A 13,149-nucleotide genomic window follows, 5' to 3' on the forward strand; every position below is an offset into this window, starting at 1 on the left:
AGCGGAGAACGTTACGGGATCCGGCTGCCGAACAAGACCGCCGCGCCCCCGACCAGCAGCCCGGCGAAGAGCGCGGCCAGGATGAACTGCTGGGTGATCTCCTGTTCGACCACCTTGTAGCCGAGCGAGGTGCCGATCTGCTCGTAGACCTCGCGCAGCTCGCTGCCGGACTCGGCGGTGTAGGCGCGGCCGCTGGTGCCGTCGGACAGCGCCTGCAGGGTCTGCTTGTTGACCGGGACGTTCACCGGGCGGCCGTCGATGGAGACGGTGCCGTCGGGGGTGCCGTAGGCGATCGTGGAGACCGGCACGTGGGCCTGCTGCGCGGCGTCGGTGGCCTCGCGGACCGAGCGGCCGGAGGTGTTGTCGCCGTCGGACAGCAGCACGATCGCCGAGGGCGGCGGGTCGCTGGTGGCGTCCTGGTCGAAGGAGCGGACCGCGTCGAGCGAGTTGAAGACCGCTTCGCCGATGGCGGTGCCTGGCCGGGTGCTCAGGTTGCCGATGGCGGTCGCCACGGCCTGGTGGTCGGTGGTGGGGGAGATGACCACGTTGGCGGCGCGGGCGAAGGCCACGACGCCGACGTTGAACCGGTCGGGCAGCTCCTGGACGAACGCCTGGGCGGCGGTCTTGGCCGCGGAGATGCGGTCGGGCTCGACGTCGCCGGCGTCCATGGACAGCGAGACGTCGAGCGCGATCATGATGGTGGCGCGGTCGCGCGGCACCCGTACCTCGCCGGCGGGCCGGGCGGCGCCGACGACCAGCAGCGACATCATGACCAGGAACAGCATGGGGGGCACGTGGCGGCGCCAGCCGGGGCCGCTCGGCGCGACGAGGTTGAGCAGGGCCAGGTTGGTGAAGCGCACGGTGTAGCGGCGCCGGGCGAACTGCGCGGCCACGTAACCGGCGATGAGGAGCACCACCAGCACGAACAGCCACAGCCAGGCGGGCGACAGGAACGTCAAGGGTTCACCTTCCGGTGTGCCAGGTGGCTCATGCGCCGCTGGCGCAGGACGAACTGGGCGACGTCGAACACCCAGTCGCGGTCGGTGCGCAGCACCAGGTGTCCGACGCCCGCACGGCGCAGCGCGAGGCGGGTGCCCTCCCGCTGGAGGGCGGCGGCCTCCGCGTAGTCGCGGCGGATTTTCGGGGAAAGGTGCACTTCGCGTACCTTCCCGGTCTCCGGGTCGGCGAACGCGACGCGGCCCACGTCGGGCAGTTCGAGTTCGCGCGGGTCGATGACCTCGACGGCCAGCGTCTGGTGGCGGGCCGACAGGCGGCGCAGCGGGCGCTCCCAGGGGCGTTCCGCGTCGGGGTCCAGGGTGGGTGCGGCATCCAGGAAGTCGGAGACGATCACGCGCATGCCGCGCCGCCTGCGGGTGGCGGCCAGGACGTCGATGCCCTCGGCGAGGTCGGGCGGGTCGGCGACCACCTGGCCGCGCGGGGCGTCCATGAGCGCGCTGAGCAGCCCGTACAGGGCGGGCCTGCCGGTGCGGGCGGGCATGCGGTGGATGTGCTCGTCGTGGATGACGAGCGCCCCGAACCGGTCGGCCATCCGGCTGGACAGGAACCCGATGGCGCCGACGGCGGCGACGACCAGGTCGCGCTTGTCGGTGTCGGCGGTGCCGAAGTCCATGCTGGGGGACAGGTCGGCCAGCGCCCAGGTCTCCAGCTCGCGGTCGGCGACCAGGTCCCGCACGTGCGGGACGGTCGTGCGGGCGGTGACGTTCCAGTCCATGCGCCGCACGTCGTCCTCGCCGGGCACGTAGACGCGGCTGTCGCCGGCCTCGCTGCCGGTGCCGGGCAGCAGGCCCTGGTGGGCGCCGTGCAGCAGCCCGTCGAGCCGCCGGGTCACGGTGAGCTCCAGGCGGCGCAGGGCCTGTTCGGCTGTGCTCATTCGGTGCTCATTCGGTGCTCATTCGGCTCAACGGTTCTGGTTCCAGACGACGAGGGGCGGGGGGACGGCGTGCAGGATCTGGCGTACGACCTCTTCGGGGTCGACGCCGTCGGCGAGGGCGTCGAAGGTGAGCATGAGCCGGTGGGACATGACGTCCACGGCCACGTCGCGTACGTCGTCGGGCAGCAGGTAGTCGCGGCCGCGCAGCACGGCCAGCGCCCGCCCGGCGGAGACGAGGCCGAGCGTGGCGCGCGGGCTGACGCCGACCTCGATGGTGTCGACCAGGTCGGGCAGGCCGTACTCGGCGGGGGAGCGGGTGGCCATGACCAACCGGACGACGTAGTCGGCGACGAGCTGGTGGACCGATACGTTCTCGGCCGTCTCCTGCAGCGCGGTCAGCCGTTCGGGGTCGAGCACCCGGGAGGGCGCGGGCGGGGTGACGCTCATGCGCTGGAGGATCTGCAGCTCCTCGTGCGCGCTCGGGTGCGGCACCCGCACCCGGAACAGGAAGCGGTCACGCTGCACCTCGGGCAGCGGGTAGACGCCTTCGGACTCGATCGGGTTCTGGGTGGCCAGCACGATGAACGGCCTGGGCAGCGGATGGGTGACGCCCGCGAGCGTGACCTGCCGCTCGGCCATGACCTCCAGCAGCGCCGACTGGACCTTCGCGGGGGCGCGGTTGATCTCGTCGGCGAGCAGGAAGTTGACGAACACCGGGCCCAGCTCGACGTCGAACTTCTCGGTGGACGGATGGTAGACGCGGGTGCCGACGATATCGCTCGGCACCAGGTCGGGCGTGAACTGGATGCGGGCGAACGTGCCGCCCACGACGGTGGACAGGGTCGAGGCGGCGAGGGTCTTGGCGACGCCGGGGACGCCTTCCAGCAGGCAGTGACCACGCGCCAGCAGCGCGACGATCAGCCTCTCGACCATGTGATCCTGCCCGACGATGACCCGCCGGACCTCGTCGAGGGTCTGACGCAGCACGTCCGCGTCCGTTCCGCCTGGCAACTCTTCGGCGACGCTCATGACGCTATTCCACCAAAGGTGTCGCAAACGTGCACGACGCCACGTCTGTGCTTTCATGGCAGATGTGGCCAGTCCGCTTCAGTACGGCGATCCACCACGGCTCGGGCCGTACGTGGTGCAGGCGCGCCTGCACACCGCCCCGGCCGGTTTCGTCTACCTGGGCCAGGGGCCCGACGGCCGCGCGGTCTCCCTGGCCCTGCTGACGAGAGGCGCGGCGTTCGACCCCGCGGCGCGCGACCGGTTCGTCACCGCGATCAGGCAGGCGGCGCCGGAGCAGGAGCGGCCGGGCGTGCGCGGCTGGTTCGGGCGCGGCGGCAGGTCGCGGACCGCGGTGCTGGACGAGACGCCGCCGGTGCTGGCGATCAACACCGGCCGGGCGCCGTGGGTGGCGGTCCCGTACGCGCCGGGCCGCCCGGGGGCCGAGCGGTTCCTGGACCCGGTGATGGTGGGCGGCACGCTCATCGGGCAGGCGCACGGCCCGGACTTCGTCCCGTACTGGCTGACCGACCGGGCGCCGGCGCTGGCGCCGCCGGTCAGGCGGCGGCCGCTCACCGAGACGCGCAAGCGGGTGCTGATGGCGGCCCTGGCCCTGGTGCTGCTGCTGTTGCTGGTGACGGTGTTCCTGCTGCTGATGCTGCTGGGACGCTCCGGCGGCGACCCGATGCCGCAGCCGCTGCCGCCGACGCAGTTCCTGCCGACCCCGCCGCCGACGCCGACCTCGCCGGAGCCGCAGGAGCCGACCCCGTCGCCGTCGCCCTCGCCGTCGCAGAGCGGTGAGCAGACGCCCGGCCGCTCGCCCGGTGACGACTCCTCGCAGGATCCGCAGCTTTGACTCTCCCGTAACGGGAGGCTTTAGCCTCGCCGTCATGGAGTTCATCGTTCACGACACCGTTTCCGCCATGGCCGCGACGCTCGGGGAGCCGCTGGAGCGGCGGCCGGACGCGCTGCGGGAGATGCTGGCCCCGATGCGCGAGGTGATCCCGATGCCCGGCGACATCGTCGACATCCACCACCAGGGCGGCGGTTTCCGTGTCGACGGCGAGGACCCCCGCTACCTGGAGGCGCTCGACCGGCTCGCCGCGGCGGACGTGCTGGGCCAGGTGGAGCGCGAGCTGGAGCGCGCCTCCGCGGCGCTGGGGCACCTGAAGCAGGCCGAGACGCTGCAGGTGATGTTCGTGCTCGGCAACCCGGACAACGCCCATCTGATGGGCACCGCGGGCGGCTACTACGGCATGGGCGGCGCCCCCGGCTGGCTCTACCTGCTGGCCTGGCCGGACGAGCGGGTCATCGGGCGGATCGCGCACTGCGCCGTGCACGAGTTCCACCACAACGTGCGGTACACGAACGTGGAGTGGGACCCGGAGAACGTCACCGTCGGGGAGCACGTGATCTCCGAAGGGCTGGCGGAGGCGTTCGTGCGCGAGCTTTCGGGGCCGGAGGCGATGGGGCCGTGGTCGTCGATGGTGACCGGCGCGGACTTCGACCTGGCGTACGAGCGGATCATGGCGGACTTCGGGCTGCGGGGCATGTGGAACACGCCCGCGTACGTGCTCGGCGACGACGCGACCCGGGCGTTCGGGCAGGAGCCCAAGGGGATCCCCAACATGGCCGGGTACGCGGTGGGGCTGCGGCTGGTGGACCGGGCGCTGGCGGGGACGGGCAGGACGGTGGCGGAGCTGTCGGGGCTGCCGGTCGCCGAGATCGTCCGTACGGCCGGGCAGGGGCGCGCCGGTCAGCCGGGGGAGACGAAGCCGGACTCGTAGGCGGCGATGACCGCCTGCGTGCGGTCGCGCGCGCCGAGCTTGGTGAGCACGTTGCCGACGTGGGTCTTGACGGTCTCGGGGCTCACCACCAGCTCGGCGGCGATCTCGCCGTTGGACAGCCCTCTGGTCATGAGCCGCAGCACGTCGCCCTCGCGCCCGGTCAGCCGGTCGACGCCGGGCACGCGGACGGCGGGCCGTCGCGCGGCGAGCGCGCGGATGGCGGCGGGGAACAGCAGCGACTCGCCGGACGCCACCAGCTTCACCGCCCGCACCAGCTCCTCCGGCCTGGCCCGCTTGAGCAGGAACCCGTCGGCGCCGGCGCGCAGCGCGTCGTACACGTAGTCGTCGTTCTCGAACGTGGTCACCACCAGGACCTTGGGCGGCTCCTCCAGGGCGGTCAGGCGGCGGGTGGCCTCGATGCCGTCGAGCGCGGGCATGCGCACGTCCATGAGCACCACGTCGGGCCGCTCGCGCCGCACCACCGGCAGCACCGCGGCGCCGTCGGCGGCCTCGCCGACCACGGCCAGGCCCGGCTCGGTGTCGATGATGATCCGCAGCCCGGCCCGGATGAGGTCCTCGTCGTCGGCCAGCACGACCCTGATCGTCATGGCTCCGACCGTAGCGGCAGCCGGGCCGAGACCCGCCAGCCGCCCCCGTCAGGCCCCGCCGTGATCTCGCCGCCGAGGAGCCTGGCCCGCTCCCGCATCCCCTCCAGCCCTCTGCCCCCGCCCCGCGTGCCGTGGTTCGCGCCGGTGCGGTTGCCGATCCTCAGGCAGAGGTCCCCGTCGCGGACGTGGGCCGACAGGCTGATCGGGCCGCGGCCGTGTCTGATGGCGTTGGTGAGCGCCTCCTGGACGATCCGGTAGGCCTCGCGGGAGACCACGGCGGGCACGGACGACAGGTCGCCGACCTCCTGCCGCACCTCGGCCCCGGTGGAGCGCACCAGCGCGTCCAGGTCCGCCAGGGTGGCCCGCGGCGCCCGGTCGCGGTCGTCGCCGGCGCGCAGCACGCCGAGCACGTGGTCCAGGTCCTCCAGGGCGGCGCGGGCCGACTGCTCGATCGCCGCCAGCGCCGTCCGGGCGGTGCCGGGGTCGCGGTCGAGGACCCGGCCCGCGGCGGCGGCCTGGAGCGTGACGACGCTGAGCGCGTGCCCCACCGAGTCGTGCAGCTCGCGGGCCAGCCGGTTGCGCTGGGCCAGCACGCGGGCCCGCGACTCGGCCGAGGCCAGCCGCTCGGCCGGGGTGGGGCCGAGCAGCGCCGGGGCGAGCCTGGCCAGCAGCCCGCCGGACGCGGACACGAGCAGGACGAGCAGCGCCAGCATGGCCAGCCCCGCGGCGGGCCAGCCGATCGCCGACCAGCCGGGCTGCACGCGCACGCCGAGCACGTCGGCCGGGTCGCCGGTGAACGGCAGCGCCATCGTCACCGCCGTGAACGGCACGATCGCGAGCGTGCAGCCGCTGGCCAAGCCGCCGATCGCCAGGTGCAGGGTGTACCAGGCGGCGGTGCGCCGGCGTTCCTGCCAGGAGCGCCGGCCCTCCTGCGGGGCGGTCTCGACCGCGACGCCGAGCAGGCTCTGCGCCGCGTTCACCTCCAGCGCGCGCACCGGCAGGAACAGCCCGGTGAGCGCCACCACCGGCAGCGCCGCGGCGAACACGCCGAGCTGCAGGGGCAGCAACAGCTGGGTCGTCGACTCCCGCTGCGCCCATCCGGCGATCAGCACCCCGGCCATCATGTACGGCATCAGCAGCGCGCCGCCGAGGATCAGGCACGCCCACCGCCGCGCCAGGCGCCGATTCCATCTCACACCGGTGATTCTATGTCGAGCTTTATTCGCTCTCGGTGGAATGCGCTTTTGGAGAAATGCGCCCAAGGCGAAAAGATTCCTTAGTCGAGGGTGCGCGGGTCTAGCGTCGACCATGCAATTGGTTCGAGTCGGAAAGGGCGACGTCCATGACGGAGAACGCGCGCACGCAATGGCCTGACCAGCTCAGCCAGCGCCTTCTGAAGGAACGCATCCTCGTTCTCGGCCAGGAAGTCGACGACGACATATGCAACCGGCTGTGCGGCGAGCTGCTTTTGCTGGCGGCCGAGGATCCCAAGCGCGACATCACGCTTTACATCAATTCGCCGGGCGGTTCCGTGCAGGCCGGCATGGCGCTGTACGACATGATGCAGTTCGTGCCGTGCGACGTGGCGACGGTCGCGATGGGGTTCGCCGCCTCGATGGGGCAGCTGCTGTTGTGCGCGGGCGCGCCCGGCAAGCGCTACGCCCTGCCCAACGCCCGCGTCGTGATGCACCAGCCGCTCGGCGGCATCGGCGGCTCGGCCACCGACATCCAGATCCAGGCCGAGAACATGATCTACACCAAGCGGCGGATGGCCGAGATCATCGCCCACCACACCGGCCAGCCGCTGGAGCGCATCCAGGCCGACTCCGACCGCGATCGGTGGTACACCGCGCAGGAGGCTCTGGAGTACGGGTTCGTCGACCACATCGCCGAAGGGATGAACTGACATGAGCGGGCGATACGTCCTGCCGTCCTTCACCGAGCGCACCTCGTACGGCATCAAGGAGATGAACCCGTACAACAAGCTCTTCGAGGACCGGGTGATCTTCCTCGGCACCCCCATCGACGACACCGCGGCCAACGACGTGATGGCCCAGTTGCTCACGCTCGAGTCGATCGACCCCGACCGGGACATCAACCTCTACATCAACTCGCCGGGCGGTTCGTTCACCGCGATGACCGCCATCTACGACACGATGCAGTTCGTCCGGCCGGAGATCCACACCGTCTGCGTCGGCGAGGCGTCCTCGGCGGCGGCGGTGCTGCTGGCGGCGGGCACGCCGGGCAAGCGGGCCGCGCTGCCGCACGCCCGGATCCTGCTCCACCAGCCGGCCACCGAGGGCGGCCGGGGCCAGTCGAGCGACCTGGAGATCCACGCCAGGGAGATCCTGCGGATGCGCGACCAGCAGGAGGAGATCCTGGCCCGCCACACCGGGCGCACCGCGCAGGAGATCAGGCGCGACATCGAGCGTGACCGCGTCTTCACCGCCGAGCAGGCGCGCACCTACCGGCTGATCGACGACATCTACGCCTCCCGCAAGCGGTCCCTGGTGACCGCCCGCTGAGCCGCGGGCGCCCGGAAGATGGGCTCCGGGCGCCCGCTTCGCCTCTCCCCAGGACCGTGCCCTTCGGCGCTGGATGAAGGTCGCTACGCTTGCGGGGATTTGTCGGGGTCTCGGGGGAGAAGTGGCGTGCCGCTGGAGCAGGTCCTGATGTTGCTGGTGGCCGCCGCCGGAGCGGGCTGGGTGGACGCCGTCGTGGGCGGCGGCGGGCTGCTGCAACTGCCCGCGCTGATGATGGCCGGGGTGGCGCCGGTCGAGGCGATGGCGACGAACAAGTTCTCCTCCGTGTTCGGCACCGCGTCCGCCGCCGTCACGTACACCCGCACCACCAAGGTGGACCGGCCGGTCGCGCTGCCCGCGGCCGGGCTGGCCGTGCTCAGCGCGGCGCTCGGCGCGTCGGCCGCGGCGGCGATCTCGGCGGAGGTGCTGCGGCCCCTGGTCATGGTGATCCTGCTCGGCGTGGCGGCGTTCGTCACCCTGCGCCCGGCCATGGGCGCGGTCGCCCGCCCGCAGCTCCGCACCCGGGCCCGCGTGACGGTGGCGGTGCTGACGGCGGGCGTGGCCATCGCCTTCTACGACGGCATCATGGGCCCCGGCACGGGCACGTTCCTGATCATCGCGTTCACCGCCCTGCTCGGCCTCGACTTCGTCTCCGCCTCCGCCTCGGCGAAGATCATCAACACCGGCACGAACATCGGCGCCCTGCTGTTCTTCGGCTGGCACGGCCACGTGCTGTGGGTGCTCGGCCTCGGCATGGCCGCCTGCAACATCGCCGGCGCCCAGGCCGGCGCCCGCATGGCGATCCGGCGAGGCACGGGTTTCGTCCGGATCGTGTTGCTCTGCGTCGTGGCGGCCATGGTGTCCCGGCTCGCCTGGCAGCAGTTCGGCTGACGATCAGGTGACGCGTTCGTACGGACACCGTCAGCGGGCGCGCAGGGCGGCGGCGGCGAGGGCGACGAAGGCGGCCAGGATCGCGGGGATGGCCAGGGCCTGGGGCAGGCCGGTCAGCTCGGCGGCGGCGCCGATGAGCACCGGGCCCGACAGGAAGCCCAGGTAGCCGATGCTCGCCGTCCTGGCCAGCGCCCGGCCCGCGAAGGCCGGGTCGCGGTGCCCGGCCGCCGAGAAAACCTGCGGCACGATGCACGACAGCCCGGCCCCGAACAGGCCGAACCCCGCCACGCCCGCCACCGGGTGGCCGACGAGCAGCGCCATCCCGAGCCCGGCCGCCGCCAGCAGGCCGCACGCCCGGACCAGCGGCACCGGGCCGAACCTGGCCGCCAGCCGGTCGCCCGCCAGGCGGCCCGCCGTCATCATGATGGAGAAGGCGGCGTAACCGGCGGCGGCGAAGCCGGCCGCGGCCCCCATGTGCTCGCGCAGGTAGACCGCGCTCCAGTCGGCCGCCGCGCCCTCGCCGACCAGGCAGCAGAACGCCAGCACGCCCAGGAACACGATCCCCTTCGGCCGGCTCCCCGGCCCGGCGGGCTCCCTGACCGGCGGCGGGCGCAGCGCCCACAGCGACGCCCACAGCGCGAGCGCGGTGATCGCCGCGCCTGCCGACCAGAACGTGACCGCGGGGGAGAGGCCGGCCTGCGCGAACACCCCGCCGGCGGCGGCGCCCGCGAACCCGCCGAGGCTGAAGACGGCGTGGAAGGAGGACATGACGCGCCGCCCCCACGCCCGCTCCACCACCACCGCGTTGGCGTTCATGGACACGTCCAGCACGCCGTGCACCGCGCCGAAGGCCAGCAGGGCCAGCGCCAGCGTCGCCAGGTTCACCGCGTACGCGGGGGCTACCAGGGCGGGGCCGTGCAGCAGCGCGGCGGGGATCATCACACGGGCGCTGCCGAACCGGTCCACCAGCCGGCCGACCGCCTGCATGCCCGCCATCGCGCCGGCCGCCAGCCCCAGCAGCGCGAGGCTCAGCTCGCCCTCGCCGAGCCCGAGGTCCTGCTTGATGGCCGGGATCCGGGCCGTCCAGGTGCCTATCGCGGCCCCCGCCAGCAGGAACAGCAGGTAGACGGCGACCCTGGCGCGCCGGACGTCGCCCGGGTCGAGGCCCGTGTCCCCGCCTCCCGCACCGCCACTTCCCACCGGATCGGTCGCGGGGTCCTGGGGAGATCGGGGGTTGTGGCCGGGTGCGGCGGTCTCGGGGTTTTCCGGGGGCCGGGGGGCGCGGCCGGGTGTGGCGGTCACGAGGGTTCCTGGACGACGCGGACCGTGACCCCTGCCGCGAGGAGGGCATCGTGCTCCTCGCGGGGGATCCCGTCGTCCGTCACGACCACGTCCAGCCGCGAGATCGGGCACACCGCGCCGAACGCCGTGCGCGCGAACTTGCCCGAGTCGCACACCGCGATCACCCGCCGGGCCGACGCGATCGCCGCCCGCTTGATCGCCACCTCCGGCAGGTCGTGCGCGGTCAGCCCCTGCGCGGCCGACAGCCCGCAGCAGCCGACCACCGCCGTGTCGAACCGCAGCGCCCCGATGGACGTCTCGGCCAGCGGGCCCATGAAGTTCAGCTCGCCCGGCCGCACCTCGCCGCCGGGCAGCACCAGCCGCACCCGCGGCGCCGCCGACAGCAACGACACCACCTGCAGCGCCAGCGGCACCACGGTCAGCCGGCGGTCCACCAGCGCCCGCCCCACCTCGGCCGCCGTGGTGCCGCCGTCGAGCACCACCGCCTCCCCGTCGGCGATCAGCGAGGCCGCCTCGGCACCGATGCGCCGCTTGGCCTCCACCGCCTCCCGCTCCCTGAGCGCGTACGGCGGCTCCTCGCCGCGCAGCAGCAGCGACAGCGCGCCGCCCCTGATCCGCCGCACCACCCCCTGCTGGGACAGCTCCTCCAGGTCGCGCCTGATCGTCATCTCCGACACCCCGTGCTCCTCGGCCAGCTCGGCGACGGAGACGGTGTCGTTCGTCCGCAGGGCGTTGAGTATGCGATGTAAACGATCCATATGTTCATATAAACATGGACAATGTGCGCTCTACAATAGGTGCATGCGCGCCAGCCGTCTGCTCTCCCTCCTCCTGCTGCTGCAGACGCGCGGCCGGATGACCGCGCCCGAGCTGGCCGAGGAGCTCGAGGTGTCGATCCGTACGATCTACCGCGACGTGGAGGCCCTGTCGGCCGCCGGCGTGCCGGTCTACGCCGACCGCGGCCCCGCCGGCGGCTACCAGCTGCTCGACGGCTACCGCACCCGGCTCAACGGGCTGACCGCCGAGGAGGCGTCGTCGCTGTTCCTGGCCGGGCTGCCGGGCCCCGCCGCCGAGCTGGGCATGGCCGAGCTCGCCGCCAACGCCGAGCTGAAGCTGCTGGCCGCGCTGCCGCCGGAGCCGCGCTCGCAGGCCGCGAGGATGCGCGAGCGGTTCCTGCTGGACGTGCCGGGCTGGTACCGCGGGCCCGACGACGTGCCCCACCTGAGCGAGGTGGCCGAGGCGGTGTGGGCGCAGCGGCCGCTGCGGATGACCTACCGGCGCTGGGGACGGCAGGTCGTCGAGCGGCTCGTCCACCCGTACGGGCTCGTGCTCAAGGGCGGGTCGTGGTACTTGGTCGCCGCCCCGCCCGGCGAGAGCCCGCGCACCTACCGGGTGGCGCGCGTCCTCACCCTCGCCGCCGAGCCCGGCCGCTTCGACCGGCCGGAGGGCTTCGACCTGGCCGGGTTCTGGAAGACGTACGCGGTCGAGTTCCGCGAACGGATGTACACCGCGACCGCCGAGATCAGGCTCGCCCCCGGCATGGAGGAGCTGCTCGCCTACACGATGGGCCAGGACGTGGTGGCGGGCGCCCTGGCCGGGGCCGCCGAGCCCGACGCCGAGGGCTGGCGGACGCTCACCCTGCCGGTCGAGTCGATCACCCACGCCCGCTGGCTGCTGCTGCGCATGGGCGCGGGCGTGGAGGTGCTCGGCCCGCCCGAACTGCGCGCTCTCATGGTGGAGGCGGTGGCGGAGCTGCGGAAAATGTATGAGTAAGTCGGGCCCGTTCCTGGCACGATGCCCGGTATGTATCTCCTAGCGTTCATCGGCGCGTGTGTCCTGGTGGCGATGGCCCCAGGCGTCAGCACCGCCGTCATCCTGCGCCAGACGCTCCGCTCCGGCCGCGGCTCCGGCATGGCGGCCACGCTCGGCAACGAGACCGGCATCCTGCTGTGGGGGCTGGCCGCCGCCTTCGGACTGTCGGCGCTGCTGCTCGCCTCACAGCTCGCCTACGACGTCATGCGGGTCACCGGCGCGGTCGTCCTGGTGGTGATGGGCGCGCAGGCGCTGTGGCAGGCCCGCAAGGGCGGGGCCGCCGCCGTCGAGGTCGCGCCGGTGGACGGGCGCCGCCGCGCCTACCTGGCCGGGCTCGGCACGTGCGTGGCCAACCCGAAGGCGGCGGTGTTCGCGATGTCGTTCCTGCCGCAGTTCGTGCCGCAGGGCGCTGACGTGCCGCTCACCCTGGTCACGCTCGCCGTCGTCTGGGTGCTGGTCGACATGCTCTGGTACGGGCTGCTGGTGTGGGCGGTGACCCGGGCCAAGGACCTGCTCGGGCGGCCCGCGGTCAAGCGGCGGCTGGAGCAGGTGTCCGGCGCCGTCCTCGTCGGGCTGGGTGTGCGACTGGCGCTGGAGGGCCGATGACGATCTGGTACGAGCGGGCGGGCGAGGGCGAGCCGGTGGTGCTGCTGCCGTCGAGCGCCGCCGACGCCGGCATGTGGGACGGCCAGTGGGACGCGCTCGCCGCGCGGTTCCAGGTGATCAGGGTCGACTACCGGGGGTACGGCCACACTCCCTACCAGGCCGACCGGCCCTACAGCGACGCCGGCGACGTGGCCGAGGTGCTCGCCGAGCTCGGCGTCGAGCGGGCGGCGCTGGTCGCCTCCTCGTACGGGTGCCGGGTCGCGCTGCAGCTGGCCGGCCTGGCCACCCGGCTGGTGCTCATGAACCCCGGCTCCGGCCTGCCCGAGACCGAGGACGTGGTGGCGTTCGGCGAGGAGGAGGACCGGCTGCTGGAGGCCGGCGACGTCGAGGGCGCCGCCGAGCTGAACGCCCGCACCTGGCTCGGGCCGGAGGCGGACGAGGCCACCCGGCGGCGGGTGGTGGAGATGCAGCGGCACGCGTTCGCGGGGCAGCTGGCCGCCGACCCCGAGCCTTCGCAGTTCTCGCCGGAGTACGACCTCGACGCGATCACGGTGCCCGCCCTGATCGTCACCGGCCCGTACGACCTGCCGTACTTCCGCGTCGGCGCCCGCCACCTGGCCGGCCGGCTGGCGGACGCCGAGCTGGTCGAACTGGAGTGGGCCGGCCATCTGCCCGCTCTGGAGCGGCCGGAGGAGGTCACCCGGCTGTTGCTGGACTACCTTTAG

Annotated in this window: 15 protein-coding genes; 8 read left to right on the forward strand and 7 right to left on the reverse strand. The window is 73.2% G+C overall.

Annotated elements, in window-relative coordinates:
• Window positions 1–11 precede the first annotated feature (11 nt).
• Genes ACZ6YG_RS14520 through ACZ6YG_RS14530 form a run of 3 tightly spaced genes read right to left on the reverse strand, consistent with a single transcriptional unit; the run spans window position 12 to window position 2,920 of the window.
• Window positions 12–959 carry a VWA domain-containing protein gene (locus ACZ6YG_RS14520; protein WP_466018233.1) on the reverse strand — a complete coding sequence of 316 codons (948 nt, stop codon included), beginning with the start codon at window positions 957–959 and terminating at the stop codon, window positions 12–14.
• Window positions 956–1,891: a DUF58 domain-containing protein gene (locus ACZ6YG_RS14525; protein ID WP_148031455.1), complete on the reverse strand. Its 936-nt coding sequence runs from the start codon at window positions 1,889–1,891 to the stop codon at window positions 956–958. The genes ACZ6YG_RS14520 and ACZ6YG_RS14525 overlap by 4 nt, the downstream gene beginning before the upstream one ends.
• Before the next feature lie 27 nt (window positions 1,892–1,918).
• Window positions 1,919–2,920, reverse strand: a complete 1,002-nt coding sequence (locus ACZ6YG_RS14530; protein ID WP_148031456.1) for an AAA family ATPase — start codon at window positions 2,918–2,920, stop codon at window positions 1,919–1,921.
• A gap of 55 nt (window positions 2,921–2,975) precedes the next feature.
• Here ACZ6YG_RS14530 and ACZ6YG_RS14535 point away from each other — a divergent pair, with 55 nt between their 5' ends.
• Together ACZ6YG_RS14535 and ACZ6YG_RS14540 are read left to right on the forward strand one after the other, a co-directional pair.
• On the forward strand, window positions 2,976–3,752 hold the full coding sequence (locus tag ACZ6YG_RS14535) for a hypothetical protein (protein ID WP_187281146.1): 777 nt from the start codon (window positions 2,976–2,978) through the stop codon (window positions 3,750–3,752).
• A gap of 34 nt (window positions 3,753–3,786) precedes the next feature.
• Entirely contained in the window at window positions 3,787–4,683 is an 897-nt protein-coding gene (locus ACZ6YG_RS14540; RefSeq protein WP_466018234.1) for a DUF2268 domain-containing putative Zn-dependent protease, read from the forward strand.
• Here ACZ6YG_RS14540 and ACZ6YG_RS14545 read toward each other — a convergent pair.
• A complete protein-coding gene (locus ACZ6YG_RS14545; RefSeq protein ID WP_466018235.1) occupies window positions 4,653–5,291 on the reverse strand; it encodes a response regulator transcription factor in 639 nt (212 codons plus the stop codon). The two genes, ACZ6YG_RS14540 and ACZ6YG_RS14545, sit on opposite strands and share 31 nt — an antisense overlap.
• Window positions 5,288–6,487 (reverse strand): sensor histidine kinase, encoded by a 1,200-nt coding sequence (locus tag ACZ6YG_RS14550; protein ID WP_466018236.1) that lies wholly within the window; start codon window positions 6,485–6,487, stop codon window positions 5,288–5,290. The genes ACZ6YG_RS14545 and ACZ6YG_RS14550 overlap by 4 nt, the downstream gene beginning before the upstream one ends.
• Window positions 6,488–6,633: 146 nt before the next feature.
• Between ACZ6YG_RS14550 and ACZ6YG_RS14555 the strand changes: the two genes are divergently transcribed.
• From ACZ6YG_RS14555 to ACZ6YG_RS14565, 3 genes are all read left to right on the forward strand, one after another.
• Entirely contained in the window at window positions 6,634–7,197 is a 564-nt protein-coding gene (locus ACZ6YG_RS14555) for a ClpP family protease (protein WP_148031459.1), read from the forward strand.
• A 1-nt stretch (window position 7,198) separates the two neighbouring features.
• Entirely contained in the window at window positions 7,199–7,816 is a 618-nt protein-coding gene (locus ACZ6YG_RS14560) for an ATP-dependent Clp protease proteolytic subunit (RefSeq protein WP_148031460.1), read from the forward strand.
• Window positions 7,817–7,942: 126 nt separating this feature from the next.
• Window positions 7,943–8,704 (forward strand): TSUP family transporter, encoded by a 762-nt coding sequence (locus ACZ6YG_RS14565; RefSeq protein ID WP_148031461.1) that lies wholly within the window; start codon window positions 7,943–7,945, stop codon window positions 8,702–8,704.
• A 30-nt stretch (window positions 8,705–8,734) separates the two neighbouring features.
• Here the strand turns inward: ACZ6YG_RS14565 and ACZ6YG_RS14570 are convergent, their stop codons facing one another.
• Together ACZ6YG_RS14570 and ACZ6YG_RS14575 are read right to left on the reverse strand one after the other, a co-directional pair.
• Window positions 8,735–10,006 (reverse strand): MFS transporter, encoded by a 1,272-nt coding sequence (locus ACZ6YG_RS14570; RefSeq protein ID WP_466018237.1) that lies wholly within the window; start codon window positions 10,004–10,006, stop codon window positions 8,735–8,737.
• Window positions 10,003–10,764, reverse strand: a complete 762-nt coding sequence (locus tag ACZ6YG_RS14575; RefSeq protein ID WP_219545697.1) for a DeoR/GlpR family DNA-binding transcription regulator — start codon at window positions 10,762–10,764, stop codon at window positions 10,003–10,005. Before ACZ6YG_RS14575 ends, ACZ6YG_RS14570 begins: the two co-directional genes overlap by 4 nt.
• A 43-nt stretch (window positions 10,765–10,807) precedes the next feature.
• Between ACZ6YG_RS14575 and ACZ6YG_RS14580 the strand changes: the two genes are divergently transcribed.
• Genes ACZ6YG_RS14580 through ACZ6YG_RS14590 form a run of 3 tightly spaced genes read left to right on the forward strand, consistent with a single transcriptional unit; the run spans window position 10,808 to window position 13,149 of the window.
• Window positions 10,808–11,779, forward strand: coding sequence for a helix-turn-helix transcriptional regulator (locus ACZ6YG_RS14580; RefSeq protein ID WP_466018238.1), 972 nt, complete (start codon window positions 10,808–10,810; stop codon window positions 11,777–11,779).
• Window positions 11,780–11,809: 30 nt separating this feature from the next.
• Entirely contained in the window at window positions 11,810–12,424 is a 615-nt protein-coding gene (locus ACZ6YG_RS14585; RefSeq protein ID WP_148031465.1) for a LysE family translocator, read from the forward strand.
• Complete coding sequence (locus tag ACZ6YG_RS14590; protein ID WP_466018239.1) at window positions 12,421–13,149, forward strand: alpha/beta fold hydrolase; 729 nt, start codon at window positions 12,421–12,423, stop codon at window positions 13,147–13,149. The genes ACZ6YG_RS14585 and ACZ6YG_RS14590 overlap by 4 nt, the downstream gene beginning before the upstream one ends.

The sequence above is a fragment of the Nonomuraea sp. NPDC054003 genome (assembly GCF_055585125.1).